The organism is Streptomyces sp. NPDC001532 (assembly GCF_040298625.1).
Classification (GTDB): domain Bacteria; phylum Actinomycetota; class Actinomycetes; order Streptomycetales; family Streptomycetaceae; genus Streptomyces.
The window spans coordinates 249,905-269,871 of record NZ_JBEPAL010000004.1; the positions used below are offsets into that span (position 1 = coordinate 249,905).

The window sequence follows — 19,967 nt, forward strand, 5'->3', positions numbered from 1 at the left end:
TGGAGGGAAGCGGGGTGGGATCAGTAGACCGGCTTGTGCGGTTCGATCTGGTTGACCCAGCCGATGACGCCGCCGCCGACGTGGACGGCGTCGGCGAAGCCGGCCGACTTGAGGACCGCGAGGACCTCGGCGCTGCGGACGCCCGTCTTGCAGTGCAGGACGATCTTCTTGTCCTGCGGCAGGGTCTCCAGGGCGGCGCCCATGAGGAACTCGTTCTTCGGGATCAGCCGGGCGCCGGGGATCGAGACGATCTCGTACTCGTTGATCTCGCGGACGTCGATGATCTCGATGTTCTCGCCGTCGTCGATCCACTCCTTGAGCTGCTTGGGAGTGATCGTCGAGTCGGCGGCCGCCGCCTGGGCCTCCTCGGAGACGACGCCGCAGAAGGCCTCGTAGTCGATGAGCTCGGTGACGGTCGGGTTCTCGCCGCAGACCGCGCAGTTGGGGTCCTTGCGGACCTTGACCTGGCGGTACTGCATCTCCAGGGCGTCGTAGATCATCAGGCGGCCGACGAGCGGCTCACCGATGCCGGCGAGGAGCTTGATGGCCTCGTTGACCTGGATGGAGCCGATGGACGCGCACAGCACGCCGAGCACGCCGCCCTCGGCGCAGGAGGGGACCATGCCGGGGGGCGGGGGCTCCGGGTAGAGGCAGCGGTAGCAGGGGCCGTGCTCGGACCAGAACACGGAGGCCTGGCCGTCGAAGCGGTAGATGGAGCCCCAGACGTACGGCTTGTTCAGCAGCACGCAGGCGTCGTTCACCAGGTAGCGGGTGGCGAAGTTGTCCGTGCCGTCGACGATCAGGTCGTACTGGCTGAAGATGTCCATCACGTTGTCGGCCTCGAGCCGCTCCTCGTGAAGGACCACGTTCACGTACGGGTTGATGCCGAGGACGGAGTCGCGCGCGGACTCGGCCTTGGAGCGGCCGATGTCGGCCTGGCTGTGGATGATCTGGCGCTGCAGGTTCGACTCGTCGACCTCGTCGAACTCCACGATGCCGAGCGTGCCCACGCCCGCGGCGGCCAGGTACATCAACGCCGGCGAGCCCAGGCCGCCGGCGCCCACACAGAGCACCTTGGCGTTCTTCAGCCGCTTCTGCCCGTCCATCCCGACATCGGGGATGATCAGGTGGCGGGAGTACCTGCGGACCTCGTCTACGGTGAGCTCAGAGGCTGGCTCAACCAGGGGTGGCAGCGACACGGGGACTCCGTTGGTCGGTCAATAAGTACGGTGGTTCTCCCCGTAACACTGCCACGGCCTTTTTCATTCCGAGACACCTGTTCCGATCTGCGAGACGATTTCGTCCCAGTAGCCGGGCATGGTCTCCCAGGGACCGACGCGTCCGCCGCGGTCCGTGCGATCGGTGAACCAGATGGTGGCGGCGCCCTGCCAGCGGGCGATGCGCAGTGCCTCGTCGAGGTGGCCCCGGGGGACTCCGTGCACGAGGTGGCAGAACCGCTCGGGCGGATGGTCGGCCGTCCACTCCGCCACCTGGGACCAGCGGTAGTCGCTCCAGGGCCCGGAGAAGGTCACCAGCTGGTCGGCGTACTCGGCGTAGCCGGGGTGGGGATGGGTGCCGTGGCCGAGGACGATGTGGGCGTCGTCGCGCAGGGAGCGGAGTGTGGTGACCGTCCGGCGGGTCTCGGGGAGCGAGACGCGGTCGGACGGGCAGCGGTCCAGCAGGAAGCCGTCGACCTGGTACCAGTCGAGGTACCGGTGTGCGTCGGAGATCACATCGCCGGTAGCGCGGGCGCCGTAGGCGGTGTCCAGGTGGCCGAGGACGCGGACGCCCGCGTTGCGCAGTCGGCCGGCGGCTTCGAGGCAGTGCGGGTCGGGGCGGGTGCCGGGGCCCTGGGCGACGTTGAGGACGACCCAGTGCAGGGGCCGGCCGGGGCGGGTCAGCTCGGCCCATTCGGTGGGGGCGAGCAGCGGGTGCGCGAGGCCGGGGACGCCTAAGCCGGCGCGGACACCGGTTTCCGCGGCGGTCGCTCTCGCGCTGGTCAGATGCGGCATGCCGCCTCCATCCAGATGTCGGCGAGGGATTCTTCGAGGTTGATCCGGGGCCGCCAGCCGAGCCGGTCGCGGGCGGTGCGGACGTCGGCCTGCTGCCAGCTGCCGCAGCCGTCCGGGTACGGGTAGGCGACCGGTGCCGTGTGCGGCGGGTGGTCGGAGTCGGTGCGGTGGTGGCCGAGGTCTGCGCGGTCCGGGCGGTGGAGGCCGTCCGCGCGGTGGAGGGCTTCGCCGCGGTGGTGGACGAGGGCTTCGGCGCGCGGGTGGCCGATGGTGGGGCGGAGCGGGCCGGGCGGGCCGTCGAGTTCGTGCAGGGCGCCGCCGTAGCCGGCCACGCGGGCGAGCATCGCGGCGGCGTCCCGTAGCCGTACGGCACGGCCGGAGCCGATGTTGATGACGCCCTGGGCGGCAGAGAGCGAGGCGGCGTGCACCGCGCGGGCCACGTCGCGGACGTCGACGAAGTCGCGCTGGACGCCGAGGCCGCCGAGTTTCAGCTCGCCGTCGCCGGTCTGCATGGCGCGGCGCATCGCCTCGGCGAGCCGGCCGAGCGGGGAGCCGGCGGGGGTGCCGGGGCCGGCCGGGGAGAAGACCCGCAGCACGACCGCGTCCAGGCCGGAGCCGAGGACGAGTTCGGTGGCGGCGAGCTTGCTGACGCCGTAGGGGCCGCCGGGGCGCGGGACGGCGTCCTCGGCCGTGGAGGAGCCGGGCTGGCTGGGCCCGTACTCAGCGGAGCAGCCGATCTGCACCAGGCGGGCGCCGCAGCCGCTGCGCCGCAGGGCCTCGCAGACGGTGGCGACGGCGACGGTGTTGTGCCGGGTGAGTTCGCGCGCGCCGCCTCGGGTGGCGCCGGCGCAGTTGATGACGACGCCGGGGTGGACCGCGTCGAGGAAGCGGGTGAGCGCGCCGGGGCTGCCGGACGCCAGGTCGAACCGGACGTCGGCGTCGTCGCCGCGGCCGAGGGCGGTGAGCTGGACGGCCGGGTCGGCGAGCAGGCGGTCGGCGACGAAGCGGCCGATGTAGCCGTTGGCTCCGATCAGCAGGACCCTCATCGGGCGGCTCCCGGGGTGTGCGTTCCGGAGGGAACGACACGGGCGCCGGTGGCTCCGTGCGCTCCGTGTGCTCCGGGGGTTCCGGGTCGGGAGGTGGTCATCTGGTCTTCTCCTTCGCGGGGGTGGTGCGGATGCCTCCGGCGGCCTGGCCGGGCGCCTGCGGCGGTCGGATGGTTCACGGGGGTGGCGCGCCCGCCGGGCCGGGGGTGCGCCGGGCGCGGGGCGGTCAACATCGGGCGTCCCTTCGGGCGTGGGCGGATGCGCGGGTGAGGGTGCGGCCGGCGTGGATCAGCAGGGTCAGTGCACCGGCTCCGCAGGCGAGGACGGGGACGCCGCCGGGTCCCTGGACGTCCATGACGGCCTGGACGGGGGCTTCGAGGAATCCGCAGCCCGGGAGCCGGGCGGCGAAGAGCGCGGCGAGTGCCGTGGCTTCGGCCGTCGCCGCCGCGCCGAGCACCAGCGCCGGGGCGTGGGTGAAGCCGTGCGTGGCGAGGAGGCGTGCGAGCAGCAGCAGCGCGCCCAGGGTGAGGGTGCGGGCGTGGGCGGCGGGCTCGTCGAGGGCGGCGGCCGAGAGGGCGTGCAGGGCGGCGAGGGCCGCCAGGTACAGGGCGAACACGCCGAGCAGCAGCGGTCGTACGGCGGCGGCGAAGTCCTCCAGGCCGCGGCTGGCGGTCAGCTTGCCGCGGACGCCGGCCGCGAAGAGATGGGCGCACCAGGCGGCGGGGGCGCTGGAGAGCATGAGGGCCAGGAGGACGGCCGTGTCGACGGGCCAGACGGTGTCGGCGGTGCCGGTCGGCAGGGTGTCGGGGCCTCCGTCGGCGGCGGCGTTCAGCAGACCGTCGCCGAGGGCGGCGTAGGCGAGGAGCCAGCAGGTCCAGGTGCGGACGCCGGTGGCGGCGGGCGGGTGCGCGGGGCCGGGGCGGTGGGCGGCGAGCGGGCCTCGGGACAGGGTGGCGCGGACGGCGAGGACCAGGGCGAGGAGGCCGGCCGCGGCCACGCCGAGGCGGGTCTGGCCGTCGGTCAGGCGCAGCCCGGTGAGGGTCGCCGCGCACACGGCGCCGGGCAGCAGGCAGCGGACGATCCAGTCCGCGCGGAGCCGGGGGGCCGTGGCGGGCGTGGGGCCCGGGGAGGTGCCGCTGTCGCGGGGCACGCGGGCGTACATCTCCTCGGCGAGGGAGAAGACGTCCCGGTGGCGGAAGCGGGCGGCGGTCCGGTCGGTGAGGCCGTGCGCCTCCAGTCCGGCGGCGATCTCCAGCGGGTCGACGGCGCGTTCGCACAGCTCGCGGTGGCGGTGCATCAGCGCCTTCACGGGGTCCGCGGCGCCGCGTCGGGGGGCGGTGGGGGCGGCGGGCTCGCGCCGCGAGGTCGCCGGAGGGGCCTCCGCGACCGACTCGGCGACCGACTCTGCGACCGATTCCGCGACCGACGCTGCGACCGCCTCGGCGCCGGACGCAGCCCGCTCCCGCGCGAGCAGCCGCTCCGACCGCGCGTCCCAGGCTCCGGGGCTTCCCGGCGTACCCGGAAAGTCCAAGCCGTCCAACCCGTCCAGCTCGTCCCCACCCGCCACGCCGGTCACACCGGTCACACCGGTCACATCCGGCGCCACGCCAGTCACACTGGCCACACCGGCCACAGGATCTCCACCGTGCGCACTGGCCACACCGGTCACACCATTCGCACCGGGCACACTGCTCAGGCCGTCCCGGCGGTCGAGGTCACTCATCGCGCTCTCTCTCCGACGAACTCGGCGGACCCGGCGCATCCCACGGCCCCGGGAACCCCTGAACCCGAACCCGGCGTCGGATCCGGCCCCCGCACCGGACCCGACCCAGGCCCCGGACCCGAGGGCGCGGTCGCCCACCCCGGCCCTCGGCTCAGCGCCCGCGCCGCCGGGTCCGTCCAGCGCCCGGGGACACGCGCCTCGGCGGGTACACCGAACGGCAGCGGCTCGCCGGCGTCGTCGAGCACGACCCGGCGGACCGGGCACTGGGCGACGATCTCCAGGTAAATGCCGTGAAATGCCTGGACGTTCTGCTCCACGGTGAAGAGTTCGAGTGCGCGGGCGCGCGCCGCGGCCCCCAGGCGCGCACGGCGCTCGGGGTCGCGCAGCAACGCGACGCACGCCTCCGCGAGCGCCCGCGGATTGCGCGGCGGCACCACCAGTCCCGTCCCGCCGATGGCCTCCACCACCGCGCCGACGTCGGTGGACACCGTCGCCCGGGCGCAGAACATGGCCTCGACGAGGCTGAGCGGAAAGCCCTCGACGACGCTGGACAGCACGGTCACCGCACCGGACGCGTACGCCTCGGCGGGTGTCGGCGCCTCGGGCCCGCCTATCTCCTCGAAGGAGACCGGGTTGTCGCCGACGGCGTGCGGGCCCTCGGCCTCGTCGGGGAAGAGCTGGGCGGCGAGCGCGCGGCAGTGGGCGAGATAGGCCGCGCCCTCGGGGCCGGTGGGGGCGCCGATGATCCGCAGCCGGGTCTTCGGCTCCTCCTTGCGGATCTCCGCGAAGGCGTGCAGCAGCGAGACCAGGTCCTTCGCCGGTTCGATCCGGCCGACCCAGACCAGGGTGTCGGGGTCGGCGCCCTCCGGTGACTCGCCGACCTCCGCGAACGGGGCGGCGTCCATGCCGGGGTAGACGGTGCGCAGTTTGGCGCGGTCGGCGCCGCAGCGTTCCTGCCAGCGGCGGGCGTGCGCGTTGCCGGGGGTGATGCGCTCGGCCCGCCGGTACGTCTCGGCGGCGAGCCGACCGTGGAAGGCGGCGACCAGGGCACGCACGGCGGGCGGTGCGTCGGTGGCGGCCAGGTAGTGGGTGCGCAGCCGTACGCCGTACTCGGTGACCAGCAGGGGTACGTCGTGGAAGTGCCGGGCGAGCAGTCCGGGCAGGGCGGCCGCGCCACCGGACGCCGCGTGGCAGAGGTCGACCGAGCCGAGTCCGTCGTCCTCGTACCAGTCGAGCGAGAGCGGGCGCAGGGCGCGTTCGAGGTGCGCGGCGACGGAGAGCAGATCCGGTACGCGCGCCTCACGCGCCGCCCGCAGTGCGCCGGGCGCGCGACAGGCGCGCTCCAGCGTGCGCACGGCGGCCTCGGAACGAAGCGCGCCCACCAGCCCGCCCTCGTCGCGGGCCAGCTCGGCGAGCCCGTACAGAGCGTTGGCGAAACGGTCCGCCTCAGCGGTGGACGCCTCCTGAGGCGACCCGGCGCACAACGCGCCGGCAAGCTCCCCATAGGCCTCCGCGAACCGCCGGCGCGCGCGCCGCCCGTGCCCGGCCCCGTCGTCGTCGGCCGTCCACAGCGGTGCCGTACGCACCCTGTTGACCTGCGGCGGAAGCGGGATCCAGCCCTCGTCCTCCTGGCGCTCGCTGCGGCTGAGCGCGTAGACGTCGAACTCGTGCTGCCCGAGCCCGCGCACGAGCCGGTCGCACCAGAGCCTGGCGTCACCGCTCACATACGGATAGCCACCCTCCGTCAGCAGTCCGATGCGCACAAGTGCACCCCCGATCTCCCGTATGGGGAGCCACCGTTGCCCGGCGGCTCGCAGCGGGACGAACGTATGCGGACAAGCCGGTGGCGCGACGGACGGTTGTCCGTCGCGCCACCAGAAGGGGTGAACGGTCGTAACTTTCCCGTACGGTCCGCGTTCCGTCGCGCTAAGAGATCATGTGCGCACGGATCGTCACACGAGTACCTCAGGTTCCCGGCGGGCCGCGCGGCGGCGGGCGGCGGTCTCCGGATCGAGGGAGTCGAGGGAGGGGACGGCGGCCAGGAGCTGCCGGGTGTACGGGTCCTGCGGCGACTCGTAGATGGCGTCGGCCGGGCCCGTCTCGACGATACGGCCCCGTCTCATCACCGCGACCCGGTCGCTGACCTGGCGTACGACGGCCAGGTCGTGGGCGATGAAGACCAGGGCGAGTCCGAGCTCGCGCTGCAACGCGCCGAGCAGGGCGACGACCTGGGCCTGGGTGGTGACGTCGAGCGCGGAGACCGGTTCGTCGCAGACGATCACGCGCGGGTCGGCCGCGAGCGCCCGCGCGATGCCCACGCGCTGGCGCTGACCGCCGCTGAACTCGTGCGGGTAGCGGTCGTAGTGCGCCCCTTCGAGCCCCACGCGCTCCAGCAGTTCCCGTACGCGCCCCCGGATGCGCCCCTCGTCGCGTTCGCCGCGCGCGCGGAGCGGGTCGGCGATGGACTCGCCCACGCTCCGGCGGGGGTTGAGGGAGGAGACCGGGTCCTGGAAGACCATCTGCACCTCGGGCCGCACTCCCCCGCCGGGCCGGACCGCGCCGGCCGTCGGCTCCAGCAGACCGACCAGCATCCGCCCGAGGGTCGTCTTGCCGCTGCCGCTCTCCCCGACGATGCCCAGGGTCTCGCCCCGGCGGACGGTCAGCGACACATCGTCCACCGCGGTGAACGCCCGCTTCCCCCGCCCGAACTCCCGCCGCAGCCCGACGGCCGCGAGCACGACGTCATCGCGAGCCGGAGGCTGCCCGGCTTCACTGGCCTCACCGGCCTCACCGAACTCACCAGACTCACCAGACCCACCGGACTCACCGGACTCACCGAGGCCGATCACTGCCTCACCGAAACCCGCCTCGGCGGCCTCAACTCCGGGCTCCCCACCGGACCCGCCTCCGGACCCGTCACCCCCATCCGGCACCACGACGGCGACTCCCACCCCGGCGACTCCCACCCCGGCGACGGCCCTTCCGGCGACGGCCCTCACGCCGTCCACCCGAGGCACCGCCGCCAGCAGTTCCCGGGTGTACGCCTGCTCCGGCGCACCCAGCACCGCCGCGGTGGGACCCTGCTCCACGGCCCGCCCGTGCCGCATCACCAGCACCTCGTCGACGCTCTCCGCCGCCACGCCCACGTCATGCGTGACGAGCAGCAGCCCCATCCCGGTCTCCTGCCGCAAGGTGTGCAGCAGGTCGAGGATCTGGGCCTGGACGGTGACGTCGAGCGCGGTGGTGGGCTCGTCGGCGATCAGCAGCCGCGGCTCGCAGGCCAGCGCCATGGCGATCAGGGCGCGCTGGCGCATCCCGCCGCTGAACTCGTGCGGGCGGGAGCGGGACCGCCGGGCGGCGTCCGGGATGCCCACCCGGTCGAGCACCGCCACCGCACGCGCGCGTGCCGCTCGCCGGGACGCCCGAGTGTGCACGCGGTACACCTCGGCGATCTGGTCGCCGATCGCGAAGTACGGGTCCAGCGACGACAGCGGGTCCTGGAAGACCATCGCGGCACGCGCCCCGCGCAGCCGCCGCAGCTCCTCGTCGGACGCCGCCGCGACGTCGACGCCGGTGACGTGCACGGAGCCGGTCACCCGCGCTCCCGTTCCGCGGTGCAGTCCCAGCAGCGCGGAGGCGACGGTCGACTTGCCCGAGCCGGACTCGCCGACCAGGGCCAGGGCGCCGCCCGGCGCCAGCCGGAACGACAGACCGTCGACGGCCCGCACCTCGCCGAACCGCACGGACAGCCCGTCCACCACGACCAGACCACCGCCGTCGCCGCCATCGCCGCCGTCACCGCTGGCGCCGCCATACCCACCGTCGCCGCTGGCGCCGCCATGGCCACGGTCGCCGCCAAGCACGTCGCGATCTCCGAGATCCTCGACACCTTCGACACCCTCGACACCTTCGACACTCACGTCAGCACCACCCTTCGATCGGCCACCGCGTAGAGCACGTCCGCGACGGCGTTGGCGACGACCACGAAGAAGCCGATGACCAGGACCATGCCGACCACGACCGGCAGATCGACCACATTGACCGCGTGCACGAGTTCCTGTCCGATGCCGGGCAGGCCGAACAGCGTCTCGGTGAGCACGGCGCCGCCGACCGCCGAGCCGACGTTGTTGGCGTTGAGCGCGATGACCGGCGCGAACGCCCCGCGCAGCGCGTGCCGTCCGACGACCGACCGCTCGCCGACGCCGTACGCCCGGAAGGTACGGATGTGGTCCTCGGCCAGCGTCTCCAGCATCGACGCCCGGGTCAGCCGGGCGAACGCGGCGGCCTCGATCAGGGCCAGCGAGATCCACGGCAGCAGCAGGTTCCAGGCCCACTGCTCGGGGTCGTCGGTGAGGTTCACGTACTGCGGGAACGGCAGCAGGCGCAGCTCGCCGCAAACGACGATCATCAGGACCAGCCCGATGACGAAGACGGGCGTGGCGGTGCCGACGAGAGTGAGGGCGGTGAGGATCCGCTCGGACAGCCGGCCGCGCCGCCACGCGGAGAGCACCCCGGTGCCGACGCCGAGGACCAGCCACAGCACCATCGCGCCGAGCACCAGCGAGAGGCTGACCGGGAGCTTCGCCAGGATCAGCTCGGTGACCTGCTGGTCGCTCTGGTACGACAGCCCGAGGCAGGGCGCCGGGCAGTGCTGGACCGAGGCGCCGGTGGAGTAGTCCTGGCCGGCGACGAGTCCTTGCAGGAAGTGCCAATACCGCTCGTACAGCGGGTCGTCCAGGTGGAGTTGAGTGGCGACCTGCTGGACCTGGGCGGGTGAGCAGCGCGGGCCGCAGGTGATCTGGGCGACGTCGCCGGGGGTGACGTAGAAGACGACGTAGACGATCACGGAGATGGCGAGCAGGGTGAGCACGGCGCCGAGCGTGCGGCGCAGCGCGAAGCCGGCGAAGCCGGTCATGCGACGCCCTCCTTCCCGGCCGTCCCGGCCCGCTTCGTCCCCACCCGCAGCCGTGAGGCCGCGCGTGGGTCGAGGGCCGTGCGCACGCCGTCGCCGAGGACGGTCAGGGCCAGCACGGTCACGAAGAGCGCGCCGGCGGGCAGCAGCAGGTACTGCGGGGCCGCCTGGTACCAGACGTCGGCGGAGGTGAGCATCTGTCCCCAGGACGGGGTCGGCGGCTGCACTCCGACGCCGAGGAAGGACAGGGCGGCCTCGATGCCGATGTTGGCGGGGACGAGCAGCGCGGCGTAGGTGATGACGGGTGCGGCGATGCCGGGGAGCAGTTCGCGGCGGGCGATCGGCCAGGTCCCCCAGCCGCTGAGCCGGGCCGCGGCGACGTGGTCGAGCTGCTTGAGGGTGAGGGTGTGGGCCCGCACGATCTTGGCGATGTTGCCCCAGGCGATCAGACCGATGACGAGGGCGACCAGCACCGGCCGGGGAAAGCTCGACGGCACGATGGCGAGCAGCGCCAACGCCATGATCATCAGCGGCATGGCGACGATGACGTCCGTGACGCGGCTCAGCAGCTGGTCGACCCAGCGGCTGCCGAGCGCGGCCGCGACGCCGACGACGACACCGATCGTGATCTGGACGACGGTCGCGGCCAGCGCCACGCCCAGCGAGACCCGGGCGCCGTGCACGAGACGAGCGAACAGATCGCGTCCGGTCTGCGGTTCGACGCCCAGCCAGTGGTCGCCGCTGATGCCGCCGAAGGAGCCGATCGGCACACCGCCGCGCGCGGAGTCGACGAGCGTGGGGTGGTAGGTGGTGGGGTCCTGGCCCTCGATCGCGGTGAGCAGCGGTGCGGCGAGGGCGACCAGGACGAGGAGGGCGACGACGCCCGCGGCGACGAGGGCGGCGCGCTGTGTCCGCAGCCGCCGCCAGAACTGACGGGCCCCCGAGGGCCCCGGGGCGGTGGTGTCCGCCCCGGGGACCTGGGTGGCGACAAGTGCCTCGCTCATGACGTCACTTGACCGCGACCTGCGAGATGTCCAGCACGCCGGTCCAGTCGCTGATCACGATGTTCTTGACGTCCTTGCCGTACAGCCGCTTGTAGACCGGGTGGAACAGCGGCACGGTGAGCGCCCGCTCGCCGATCTTCGCGTCCAGCGCGCCCCACCGCCTTGCGGCCTCGTCGAGGTCGGTCAGCTTGTTGATCGCGTCGATCTCGGCGTTGACCGACTTGTCGTCGAGGAAGCCGGTGTTGAAGTTGGCGCCGTCCTCGACGATCTGCCGCCCGTCGAAGATCGGGGCGAGGAAGGGGCCGCCGGAGGGCCAGTCGGCACCCCAGTGGGCGAGGAAGAAGCCGGGCTCGGTCTTCGCGTCGTGGGTGGTGTCGGAGTACTCGTTCTCCTCCAGGCCCTTCAGCTCGACGGTGATGCCCGCCTTCTTCAGCGCGTCCTGGATCGCGGTCGCTATCTCCGGGCTGGTCTCGAAGTCCCTGGCGTTGGAGTGGGTCAGCGTGACGGTGAGCCCGTCGGCGTGGCCGGCCTCCTTCAGCAGTTCCTTCGCCTTGGCCGCGTTGCCGGAGTCACCGGCCGGGAAGTGGTCGTAGGGCGTGTAGCCGAAGGACTTCTGGTCGGGCAGGAAGGTGGTCGCGGGCTCGGCCAGCGCGGAGCCGCCCGCCGCGTTGATCACCGACGAGCGGTCGACGGCGTACGCGATCGCCTGCCGCACCTTGGGGTCGTCGAACGGCTTCACCTTCGGGTTGAAGGCGATGTAGTTGGTGTAGCCGAAGTGCCCGGTTCCGACGCGGGAGGCGAGCTCCTTGTCACCGGTCACCTTGGCGAGTTCGGCCGGGCCGAGGTTGGTGTCCGTGGTGACGGCCGCGGCGTCCGCTCCCTGGGACGCGGACAGCCGCTGGTTGATCACGGCGGAGTCGAGCCCGGACCGTACGTCGATCTTGTCCGGGTACGCCTTGCGCTCGGCGTCGGTGGCGGCCGACCAGTGCGGGTTGCGCTCCAGGATCAGCCGTTCGCCGTCGTTCTCGTTCTTCACGACCTTGTAGGGCCCGGACGAGACCGGGTGCTCCTCGTACTTGGTCCCGGTGTCCTTGTCCTTGGGGACCGGCGCGAACTGCGTCTGGGTCGCGAGGTAGGGGAACTCGCCCTCGGGCTTGTTGAGATGGAAGACGATCGTCCGGTCGTCCGGTGTCTCGATCGAGTCCAGCCCGCCCTTGTCCTTGTACGGCCCCGCGTAGTCCGCGCCGCCGATCAGCCAGTCCCGCAGGTAGGGCGCACCGCCGGAGAGTTCGGCGGCGAAGGAGCGCTCGATGCCGTACTTGACGTCGGCCGAGGTGATCGGGGTGCCGTCCTCGTACTTCAGCCCTTCCTTCAGCGTGTACGTCCACACGGTCGCGTCCTTGGAGGGGCGTCCGGTGTCGGTGGCGAGGTCGGGGACGACCTCGGCGCCCTTCGCCCCGTCCTCGCGGTTGCGGGTGGTGAGCGTACGGAAGACGAGGGAGGGGACGTTGCCGCCGCCGGAGGTGTAGAGGCGGGCCGGGTCGAAGTCCTCCTGCGGGTTGGCGTTCAGGACCGTGAGGGTGCCGCCCTTGTGCGGTGCGGAGTCGCCTGCCGACTCCTTGGCCCCGCTGTCCTCGGGGCCGCAGGCGGCGGCGCCCGCGGCCAGGACCAGGCTGACGGATGCCGCGGCCACGCGGCGCGCTCTGAGGGACGGATGACGCATCGGAGACGACCTCTCGAAAGGTGAGACGAAATGACAAGGAGTGAGACAGCGCCGCACAGACGGCAGCCCTGGGCGTCAGATCGTCGGGAAGTACCGGGGTGTACCGGGGATCGGGTCGTCAGCAGCCGTCACGGGCCGGAGCACGGGCAACCGGAGGACGGAACGATGAGAACGGATCTGCGGAGAAGCGGGATTCGCGACGCGCGCGCCCTGGGGCGGCGTCAGCGACAGTGGATGTCGGCCACGCAGAGCGCGGTCACGCCGATGAGCGCCAGCTCGATGGCGGCGCGAACGGAGGCGTGACGGGACGACATGGTCAAAAATATGTACGAACTCTGCGCGCATGTCAACGCGGTGCCACCAGGGTGCGGAAACCTTCCTCTCAACTGGCGGGATAGGGCCAGGGGTTGGGCTTGCAGCGGATTCCCTCGTACTCCAGGAACTTGGTCTGCTGCTGCATGACCGGCGCGAGGTCGCCGTCCTTGTCGCAGGTCACGTGCGAGTAGCCGAGCCGGTGGCCGATCTCGTGGTTGATCAGCATCTGGCGGTAGGCGTGGATCTGCTCGCCGTAGGTCGGCGAGCCCTGTGCCCATCGGTAGGCGTTGATCATCACGCGCTCGGTGGACGCGGAGTCGCAGGAGACGTTGTCGACCGTGGTGTCCAGACCGGACTTGGCACACCACTCGGCCGTCGTACCGGGGCTGGCGAGGGTGATCACGAAGTCGGGCTCGCCGGAGTGGATGCGTTCGAAGGTACGGCCGCCGTTGTGCGCCCAGCTGCGGTCGTCGTTCAAGGTCTGCTGCACGGCCTGCGCGAACAGCGCGCCGTCCAGCCCGAGCCCTTGCTCCACGTCCACCCGGTAGGTGTACTTCTCGCCCTGTCCCGGCGCCTTGTCGATGCCCGGGACGGCGTCGAACTTCCCGGCCCCGTCGAGCGACGGGCTCAACGGGTACTTCAGGCCCATCTTCTGGTCGTACGTCAGCGGCACCACCGCGCTCGGCGACCCGGACGGCGTCGGCCGCCCCTCGCCGCGCGAGGCGGAGTCACGTGTGTCACGCCCCTTGTCGGCGGCGGCCTGCGAGCGCACGCCGCCGTCCTCCCGCCCGTCGGCGACCTGGCCGGCGACCACGACGGCCAGCACGGTGGTCACCGCGGCGGCGGCGACACCGGTGAACGCCCGGCCCTTGCCGCGCTTCGGGGGCACGGCCTCGTCGCTCGGCGGCGGGACGTCGCCCGAGCCCGCACCGTCCGTGTCGTCCCAGTCGGTGACGGAGGGGTACGGCTCGGCGGCGCGGCCGGGCGGCGGGGTGAAGACGTCGTCGGCCGCGCCGAAGGCGTCGAGATAGTCCTGACGGGGCCTCGCCGGCCGCGGTCGCGATATCCCGGGCCCGGCGGCACCGGCCGCCGGACTCCTCGACTCGCCCCAGCCACCACCGGATTCACGCTGCTCGGGATGGCCGCCGCGGACATGCGGCGTGCCGTGCGCGGGGGTGCCGTCGGACATCCTCGGCGTGCCGTGCGCGGGCGTCCCGTCAGGGAACCGCGGCACACCGTGGGCAGGGGTGCCGTCGGGCCGCGGCGCATCCGCGCCCTGTGCGGGGCCCTGGGCCCGTCGCCGTCCGAAAGCGCCCGCGGACTCGTCCTTCGGTGAGGGGCCGCGGCGGCTGTGACGTCCCACGTCGCGTCTCAGCTCCCCGCACCGGCGGACTCGGCCGCCTCACCGGAGGAAGCGACACGGGAGGACGTGTCACCGGACCTGCCGCCCGGCGTATCGCCGGAGGACGTGTCGCCGAGGGAGCCGTCGTCTCGGCGCCGGGCATCGCCGCGGGCGTCCGCCTCGGCGTCGCGCTGTTCCGCCAGCAGTTCGCGGAACGCCTTCGCCACGGTCTCGGGATACTCCATCATCGCCACGTGCCCGGCGTCCGGCAGCGTGATCAGCCGGGAGTCGCGGAAGGCGCGGGCCGCCCTCTGCGCCATGCGGAAGCCGACGAGCTGGTCCCGGCCGCCGTAGATGAGGAGTGTCGGCGCGAGCACCCGTTCGGCCTGCCGCCACAGCCCGTGCTGACCGCCCAGGGTGTAGGCGTTCACGATCCCGCGCGCCGAGCGCGCCATCGCGTCCCAGAAGTACGGCAGCTGCAGCCGCCGCTCCATCTCCTCGACCGCGTTGCGGAACCCCTCCGGCGTCACCCGCCCCGGGTCGCCGTAGCAGAGCGCCATGACGCCGCGCACCCGCTGCTCGGCGGTCCAGCCCTTGGTGATCCGGGTGAACAGCGCGGCCACGCCCGGCAGCGCCAGCAGCCCCGTGGGGACGGCGCTGCGCTGGACCCGGATCTCCGGCATCGCGGGCGAGACGAGGGTGAGGGTCCGCACGAGGTCGGGCCGCACCGCGGCCACCCGGGTGGTGACCGCGCCGCCCAGGGAGTTGCCGAAGAGGTGGACGGGCCCGCGTCCGGCGGCGTCGAGATGCCGGATGACCGCGCGCGCGTGCCCGGTGACGGAGTAGTCGCCGTCGTCCGGCGGCGGCGAGTCGCCGAAGCCCGGCAGATCGACGGCCTCGCTGTCGACGACGTCGTCGAGCAGCGGCATCAGCGCCGACCAGTTCTGCGAGGAACCGCCGAGGCCGTGGACGTAGAGCGCGGGCGGCAGCCCTTGCCGCGCGGGCGGCCGGGAGCGCACTGTGAGAGTGATACCGGGCAGCCGGATCGACCTGAGCCGTTCGCCCTCCGCGACCCGCACGGGCGCGACCTTCGGGAGCACGTTGGCGGTCGGCACGAAGGCGGGCTCGGTCGAAGACATGCGGCAATGTTACGAGACGATCACGCCATGGTTCGTGTGTTCGCCATCACAGGCGCACGGGCGCGTCGGTGCGCACCCCGTCACCATCCGGACGCGGATCGCATAGCGTCCGGTTCGGGTGTCTCCTAGGCTCGGGAAGAGGGCACCCGCGTGTGGCCCCTGCTTGTCTCAGGGACGTTCGTAGGAAGGGAGCCCACCATGGCCGTAGACCCCACCGACCCCGAGACGTTCGCGGACCGCGACGGCGACGAGGCGCAGGAGTTCGACGTCGAGGCGCCGGAGGTCGACGCCGCCGAACAGCAGGCGCACGTGACACCGGACCGCGACGATCCACTGACCGAGGTCGACCCCGATCTGGCCAACGAGGCCGATCTCGTCGAACAGGCCCGCGTGGTCTCCCTCGACGAGGACGACTACCGCTGAGCCGGGCCGGTACGGGGCACCGCTGAGCAGGAGCGGGGCCGATTTTTGCCCGGTCCGCCTCTGTTCGAAACCTTATGCGCGGCTTTCGCCCCCGTCCGGTCCGTGAAATTCTGCGCTCGCACCGCGCACGACACGGTTACCGAAAAGTACGATGGCGGCGCGGCGCACACCGCATGTGGACGATTTTGGGAGGCGGCGTGACAGCCATCGAGCAGACAGAGGCAGCACGCCCACGAGGCACGCGCCTGCCGCGCCGTGCCCGACGGAACCAGCTGCTGGGCGCCGCTCAGGAAGTCTTCGTGGCACAGGGCTACCACGCGGCCGCGATGGACGACATCGCCGAGCGCGCCGGCGTCAGCAAGCCGGTGCTCTACCAGCACTTCCCGGGCAAGCTCGATTTGTACCTCGCGCTGCTGGACCAGCACTGCGAGTCGCTGATCCAGTCCGTGCGCAGCGCGCTGGCGTCGACGACCGACAACAAGCAGCGCGTACGGGCGACGATGGACGCGTACTTCGCGTACGTCGAGGACGACGGCGGGGCCTTCCGCCTGGTCTTCGAGTCGGACCTGACCAACGAGCCCGCCGTGCGCGAGCGGGTCGACAAGGTCACCAACGACTGCGCCGAGGCCATCTGCGACGTCATCGCCGAGGACACGGGGCTGTCCCGCGCGGAGTCGATGCTGCTCGCCTCGGGGCTGGGCGGACTCGCCCAGGTGGTGGCCCGTTCCTGGCTGCACAGCGACCGCAGCGTGCCGCGCGACCAGGCGGTGCAGTTGCTCGCCTCGCTCGCCTGGCGGGGCATCGCGGGCTTCCCGTTGCACGGGATCGAGCAGCAGCACCACTGACCCCATGGCCCAGGGGCACGTTTGTTCCCGTCCGCTGTTCGCTGTTGGCGTTCTCGGGCGGAGCGTGCGGGTCCCCTCACCGGGCTAATGTGTGCTGGGTACGGCGCGGACGTCCGCGCACTTCACTGACCGTTCGGAGGGACATAGCCGTGGAGGTCAAGATCGGCGTGCAGCACGCGCCGCGCGAGATCGTTCTGGAGAGCGGTCAGAGTGCCGAGGAAGTCGAGCGGGTGGTGGCCGAGGCACTGGCCGGCAAGTCGCAGCTGCTGAGCCTCGTGGACGAGCACGGCCGCAAGGTCCTGGTCCCGGCCGACCGCCTGGCCTACGTGGAACTGGGCGAGCCGGCGCCGCGCAAGGTCGGCTTCGGCGCGCTGTAGGCAGCCAGAGCAAGCGAGAAGGGCCCGTCGGGTGTCACCCGACGGGCCCTTTCGCGTGGGTGCCGCAGCGCGTCGCACGCATGTCGCACGGGCGTCGCACGCATGTCCACACCGGGCGCGCAATCCCCCTGAAGTCCACATGGCTCGCTCACAGGAGGATTGCATTCCGCAGGTCAGGGGTAAGACGGGCTACGACCGTTAGGGCAGGACGGCGAGGTGGGAGGAACCACTACATGCTCTTGGAAGCCTTCAGTTCCGCGATCCTCGGCCTGATCCTCGCGTGGGCGTACGCCCTGCGGCTGCCGCACCGGCTCCCGGCACGCCCGCTGGTGCTGTCGACCGGTGTGGCCGGCGCGCTCTTCGGGGCCTTCGTCACCCACACCGCGCTGGACGCCGGCGGCTTCCTGCCGTCCCTGATCGGTGCGGCGGTCGTCTCCGTCGCCTCGCTGTCGCTGCTGCTGCGCCCCGCGGGAAGACTGCGGCGGCACTCGGCGACGGCCTGAGCCGCCGCCGGGGCCGCCCACGGGCCCGCCCCCGCCGACCGAGCGACGACTGACCCTCGATCACCGAGCGGCCACGACTACGCGGCCAGCCCCAGGGCCGCCATCCGCTTCGTGTGGGCCTCGGTGATCCGGGAGAACATCCGTCCGACCTCCGCGAGGTCGAAGCCGTCCGCGACACCGCCGACGAGCATCGTGGACAGCGCGTCGCGCTCCGCGACCACCCGCTGGGACTGCGACAGCGCCTCGCCCATCAGCCGCCGCGCCCACAGCGCGAGCCGCCCGCCGACCCGCGGGTCCGCGTCGATCGCCGCCCGCACCTTCTCCACCGCGAAGCCCGCGTGCCCGGTGTCGTCGAGCACGGCCAGCACCAGCTCGCGGGTGTCGGAGTCGAGCCGGGCCGCGACCTCGCGGTAGAAGTCGCTGGCGATCGAGTCGCCGACATAGGCCTTGACGAGGCCTTCCAGCCAGTCGGAGGGCGCCGTCTGCTTGTGGAAGCCGTCCAGCGCGGCGACGAACGGCTCCATCGCGGCGGTCGGCGTCTCACCGATCCCGGCGAGCCGGTCCCGCAGCCGCTCGAAGTGGTGGAACTCGGCCGAGGCCATCTTCGCCAGCTCCGCCTTGTCCTCCAGGGTCGGCGCCAGCTTGGCGTCCTCCGCGAGCCGTTCGAACGCCGCGAGCTCCCCGTACGCGAGCGCGCCCAGCAGGTCCACGACCGCGGCCCGGTACTGCGGATCGGCGGAGGCCGTCGCCCAGTCCAGGGCGGCGACCCCGGTGGGTGCCACGGCGTCGGAGGCGTCGGCGGCGGGGTCAGGCTTGTCAGAGCTCGTCATGGAGCGCACAATAGCCCGCCCACCGCATCGGGGAAGTCCCTGGTCATTCAGTGTGACGACGACTACGTGACCGAATCGGCCATCGCATGTGCGCGAATCCGGGGTATGGTGGTAATGCGCCTGCTGGTACGTCGGCTGGTTTCGACGTGTCTCGACAGGCCGCACGTATGAGGATGCCCGGTCGGTGGCCCGATCGGCTCCGACCCGACAGCCCTCCCTGACCGTACGGCTCTGTGCGTACGACGATCGGAGGGACCCTCAGCGGTACGAGCGCTAGAGCGTCGGCGCGGTTCCCGTGCCCCAAGGCCCGCCCTTAGGCGGCCGACGTCCCCGGCACGGTCCGACACGACCCCCGCGCTCGCCTCGCACCGCACACACAGAAGAGGCAGCACCCTGACTACGACGTTCCGAGAGCTCGGGATCCTTCCCGAGACCGCCGAGGCCCTGGAAGCCGTCGGTATCGTCTCCCCCTTCCCCATCCAGGAGATGACCCTTCCCGTCGCCCTCGCGGGCACGGATGTCATCGGCCAGGCCAAGACCGGCACCGGAAAGACGCTGGGCTTCGGCCTTCCGCTCCTCGAGCGTGTCACCGTCCCCGCCGACGTCGAGGCCGGGCGTGCCGCGCCCGAGGCCCTGACCAACGCCCCGCAGGCGCTCATCGTCGTCCCGACCCGCGAGCTGTGCACCCAGGTCACCAACGACCTGCTGACCGCCGGCAAGGTGCGCAACGTCCGCGTGACCGCCATCTACGGCGGCCGGGCGTACGAGCCGCAGGTGGAGGCCCTGAGGAAGGGCGTCGACGTGGTCGTCGGCACCCCGGGCCGCCTGCTCGACCTCGCGGGCCAGAAGAAGCTGGACCTGAGCCACATCAAGTGCCTGGTCCTCGACGAGGCCGACGAGATGCTCGACCTGGGCTTCCTGCCCGACGTCGAGAAGATCATCGGCATGCTTCCGGCCAAGCGCCAGACCATGCTGTTCTCGGCGACCATGCCGGGCGCGGTCATCGGACTGGCCCGCCGGTACATGTCCCGGCCCACGCACATCCGCGCCACGGCGCCGGACGACGAGGGCGCGACGGTCGCGAACATCAAGCAGTTCGTCTACCGCGGGCACTCCATGGACAAGCCGGAGATGATCGCCCGGATCCTCCAGGCCGAGGGCCGCGGACTGGCGATGATCTTCTGCCGGACCAAGCGCACCGCCGCCGACATCGCCGAGCAGTTGCAGCGCCGCGGCTTCGCCTCCGGCGCGGTCCACGGCGACCTCGGCCAGGGCGCCCGCGAGCAGGCGCTGCGCGCCTTCCGCAACGGCAAGGTCGACGTGCTGGTCTGCACCGATGTCGCCGCGCGCGGCATCGACGTCGAGGGCGTCACCCACGTCATCAACTACCAGTCGCCCGAGGACGAGAAGACGTACCTGCACCGCGTCGGCCGCACCGGTCGCGCGGGCGCCAAGGGCACGGCGGTCACGTTCGTCGACTGGGACGACATCCCGCGCTGGCAGCTGATCAACAAGGCGCTGGAGCTGGACTTCAACGACCCGGTGGAGACCTACTCCACCTCCCCGCACCTGTTCGAGGACCTCGGCATCCCGGCCGGCACCAAGGGTGTCCTGCCGCGCGCCGAGCGCACCCGCGCCGGGCTCGACGCGGAGGAGCTGGAGGACCTGGGCGAGCCGGGTGGCCGTCAGGGCCGCGGACGCGGCGGCCGTGGTGGCCGGTGACACGGCCCCCGGAGGTCTCGTTCTCGGCGTCTTCGCCCCAGTGCACCGCCA

18 protein-coding genes are annotated in these 19,967 nt (G+C 72.4%); 5 read left to right on the forward strand and 13 right to left on the reverse strand.

Going from position 1 to position 19,967, the window contains the following annotated elements; translation table 11 throughout:
* Positions 1-20 precede the first annotated feature (20 nt).
* The 12 genes from moeZ to ABT232_RS06850 all read right to left on the reverse strand — a co-directional run bounded on the left by moeZ (position 21) and on the right by ABT232_RS06850 (position 15,216).
* On the reverse strand, positions 21-1,199 hold the full coding sequence (gene moeZ / locus ABT232_RS06795; RefSeq protein ID WP_351836865.1) for an adenylyltransferase/sulfurtransferase MoeZ: 1,179 nt from the start codon (positions 1,197-1,199) through the stop codon (positions 21-23).
* A 63-nt stretch (positions 1,200-1,262) separates the two neighbouring features.
* Positions 1,263-2,012, reverse strand: a complete 750-nt coding sequence (locus ABT232_RS06800) for a spherulation-specific family 4 protein (protein WP_351836868.1) — start codon at positions 2,010-2,012, stop codon at positions 1,263-1,265.
* On the reverse strand, positions 2,000-3,058 hold the full coding sequence (locus ABT232_RS06805; protein ID WP_351836870.1) for an SDR family oxidoreductase: 1,059 nt from the start codon (positions 3,056-3,058) through the stop codon (positions 2,000-2,002). The genes ABT232_RS06800 and ABT232_RS06805 overlap by 13 nt, the downstream gene beginning before the upstream one ends.
* Positions 3,059-3,284: 226 nt before the next feature.
* Complete coding sequence (locus tag ABT232_RS06810) at positions 3,285-4,607, reverse strand: hypothetical protein (protein ID WP_351836917.1); 1,323 nt, start codon at positions 4,605-4,607, stop codon at positions 3,285-3,287.
* A 170-nt stretch (positions 4,608-4,777) separates the two neighbouring features.
* Positions 4,778-6,544: a DUF3492 domain-containing protein gene (locus ABT232_RS06815; RefSeq protein ID WP_351836872.1), complete on the reverse strand. Its 1,767-nt coding sequence runs from the start codon at positions 6,542-6,544 to the stop codon at positions 4,778-4,780.
* A 189-nt stretch (positions 6,545-6,733) separates the two neighbouring features.
* A complete protein-coding gene (locus tag ABT232_RS06820; RefSeq protein ID WP_351836920.1) occupies positions 6,734-8,539 on the reverse strand; it encodes a dipeptide ABC transporter ATP-binding protein in 1,806 nt (601 codons plus the stop codon).
* 158 nt (positions 8,540-8,697) lie between these two features.
* Positions 8,698-9,696 carry an ABC transporter permease gene (locus ABT232_RS06825; RefSeq protein WP_351836875.1) on the reverse strand — a complete coding sequence of 333 codons (999 nt, stop codon included), beginning with the start codon at positions 9,694-9,696 and terminating at the stop codon, positions 8,698-8,700.
* Entirely contained in the window at positions 9,693-10,697 is a 1,005-nt protein-coding gene (locus ABT232_RS06830; protein ID WP_351836878.1) for an ABC transporter permease, read from the reverse strand. Before ABT232_RS06830 ends, ABT232_RS06825 begins: the two co-directional genes overlap by 4 nt.
* Positions 10,698-10,701: 4 nt before the next feature.
* Positions 10,702-12,420 carry an ABC transporter substrate-binding protein gene (locus tag ABT232_RS06835; RefSeq protein WP_351836881.1) on the reverse strand — a complete coding sequence of 573 codons (1,719 nt, stop codon included), beginning with the start codon at positions 12,418-12,420 and terminating at the stop codon, positions 10,702-10,704.
* A gap of 221 nt (positions 12,421-12,641) precedes the next feature.
* On the reverse strand, positions 12,642-12,734 hold the full coding sequence (locus tag ABT232_RS06840) for an Ms4533A family Cys-rich leader peptide (protein WP_329334993.1): 93 nt from the start codon (positions 12,732-12,734) through the stop codon (positions 12,642-12,644).
* A 68-nt stretch (positions 12,735-12,802) separates the two neighbouring features.
* Positions 12,803-14,098, reverse strand: a complete 1,296-nt coding sequence (locus ABT232_RS06845) for a DUF3152 domain-containing protein (protein ID WP_351836885.1) — start codon at positions 14,096-14,098, stop codon at positions 12,803-12,805.
* Positions 14,099-14,106: 8 nt separating this feature from the next.
* Entirely contained in the window at positions 14,107-15,216 is a 1,110-nt protein-coding gene (locus ABT232_RS06850; RefSeq protein ID WP_351836888.1) for an alpha/beta fold hydrolase, read from the reverse strand.
* 198 nt (positions 15,217-15,414) lie between these two features.
* On the opposite strand from ABT232_RS06850, the gene ABT232_RS06855 reads away from it, so the two are divergent.
* The 4 genes from ABT232_RS06855 to ABT232_RS06870 all read left to right on the forward strand — a co-directional run bounded on the left by ABT232_RS06855 (position 15,415) and on the right by ABT232_RS06870 (position 17,364).
* A complete protein-coding gene (locus ABT232_RS06855) occupies positions 15,415-15,639 on the forward strand; it encodes an Rv3202a family protein (protein WP_351836891.1) in 225 nt (74 codons plus the stop codon).
* 197 nt (positions 15,640-15,836) lie between these two features.
* On the forward strand, positions 15,837-16,484 hold the full coding sequence (locus ABT232_RS06860) for a TetR/AcrR family transcriptional regulator (protein WP_351836894.1): 648 nt from the start codon (positions 15,837-15,839) through the stop codon (positions 16,482-16,484).
* A gap of 149 nt (positions 16,485-16,633) precedes the next feature.
* On the forward strand, positions 16,634-16,861 hold the full coding sequence (locus ABT232_RS06865; RefSeq protein WP_073940165.1) for a DUF3107 domain-containing protein: 228 nt from the start codon (positions 16,634-16,636) through the stop codon (positions 16,859-16,861).
* A 233-nt stretch (positions 16,862-17,094) separates the two neighbouring features.
* Positions 17,095-17,364 (forward strand): hypothetical protein, encoded by a 270-nt coding sequence (locus ABT232_RS06870; RefSeq protein ID WP_351836898.1) that lies wholly within the window; start codon positions 17,095-17,097, stop codon positions 17,362-17,364.
* Between the two features lie 77 nt (positions 17,365-17,441).
* Here the strand turns inward: ABT232_RS06870 and ABT232_RS06875 are convergent, their stop codons facing one another.
* On the reverse strand, positions 17,442-18,194 hold the full coding sequence (locus ABT232_RS06875; protein ID WP_351836901.1) for a ferritin-like fold-containing protein: 753 nt from the start codon (positions 18,192-18,194) through the stop codon (positions 17,442-17,444).
* Positions 18,195-18,680: 486 nt separating this feature from the next.
* Here ABT232_RS06875 and ABT232_RS06880 point away from each other — a divergent pair, with 486 nt between their 5' ends.
* The gene (locus ABT232_RS06880) at positions 18,681-19,916 is read left to right on the forward strand and encodes a DEAD/DEAH box helicase (protein ID WP_502975338.1); all 1,236 of its coding nucleotides are present in this window, start codon (positions 18,681-18,683) and stop codon (positions 19,914-19,916) included.
* Positions 19,917-19,967: the final 51 nt, after the last annotated feature.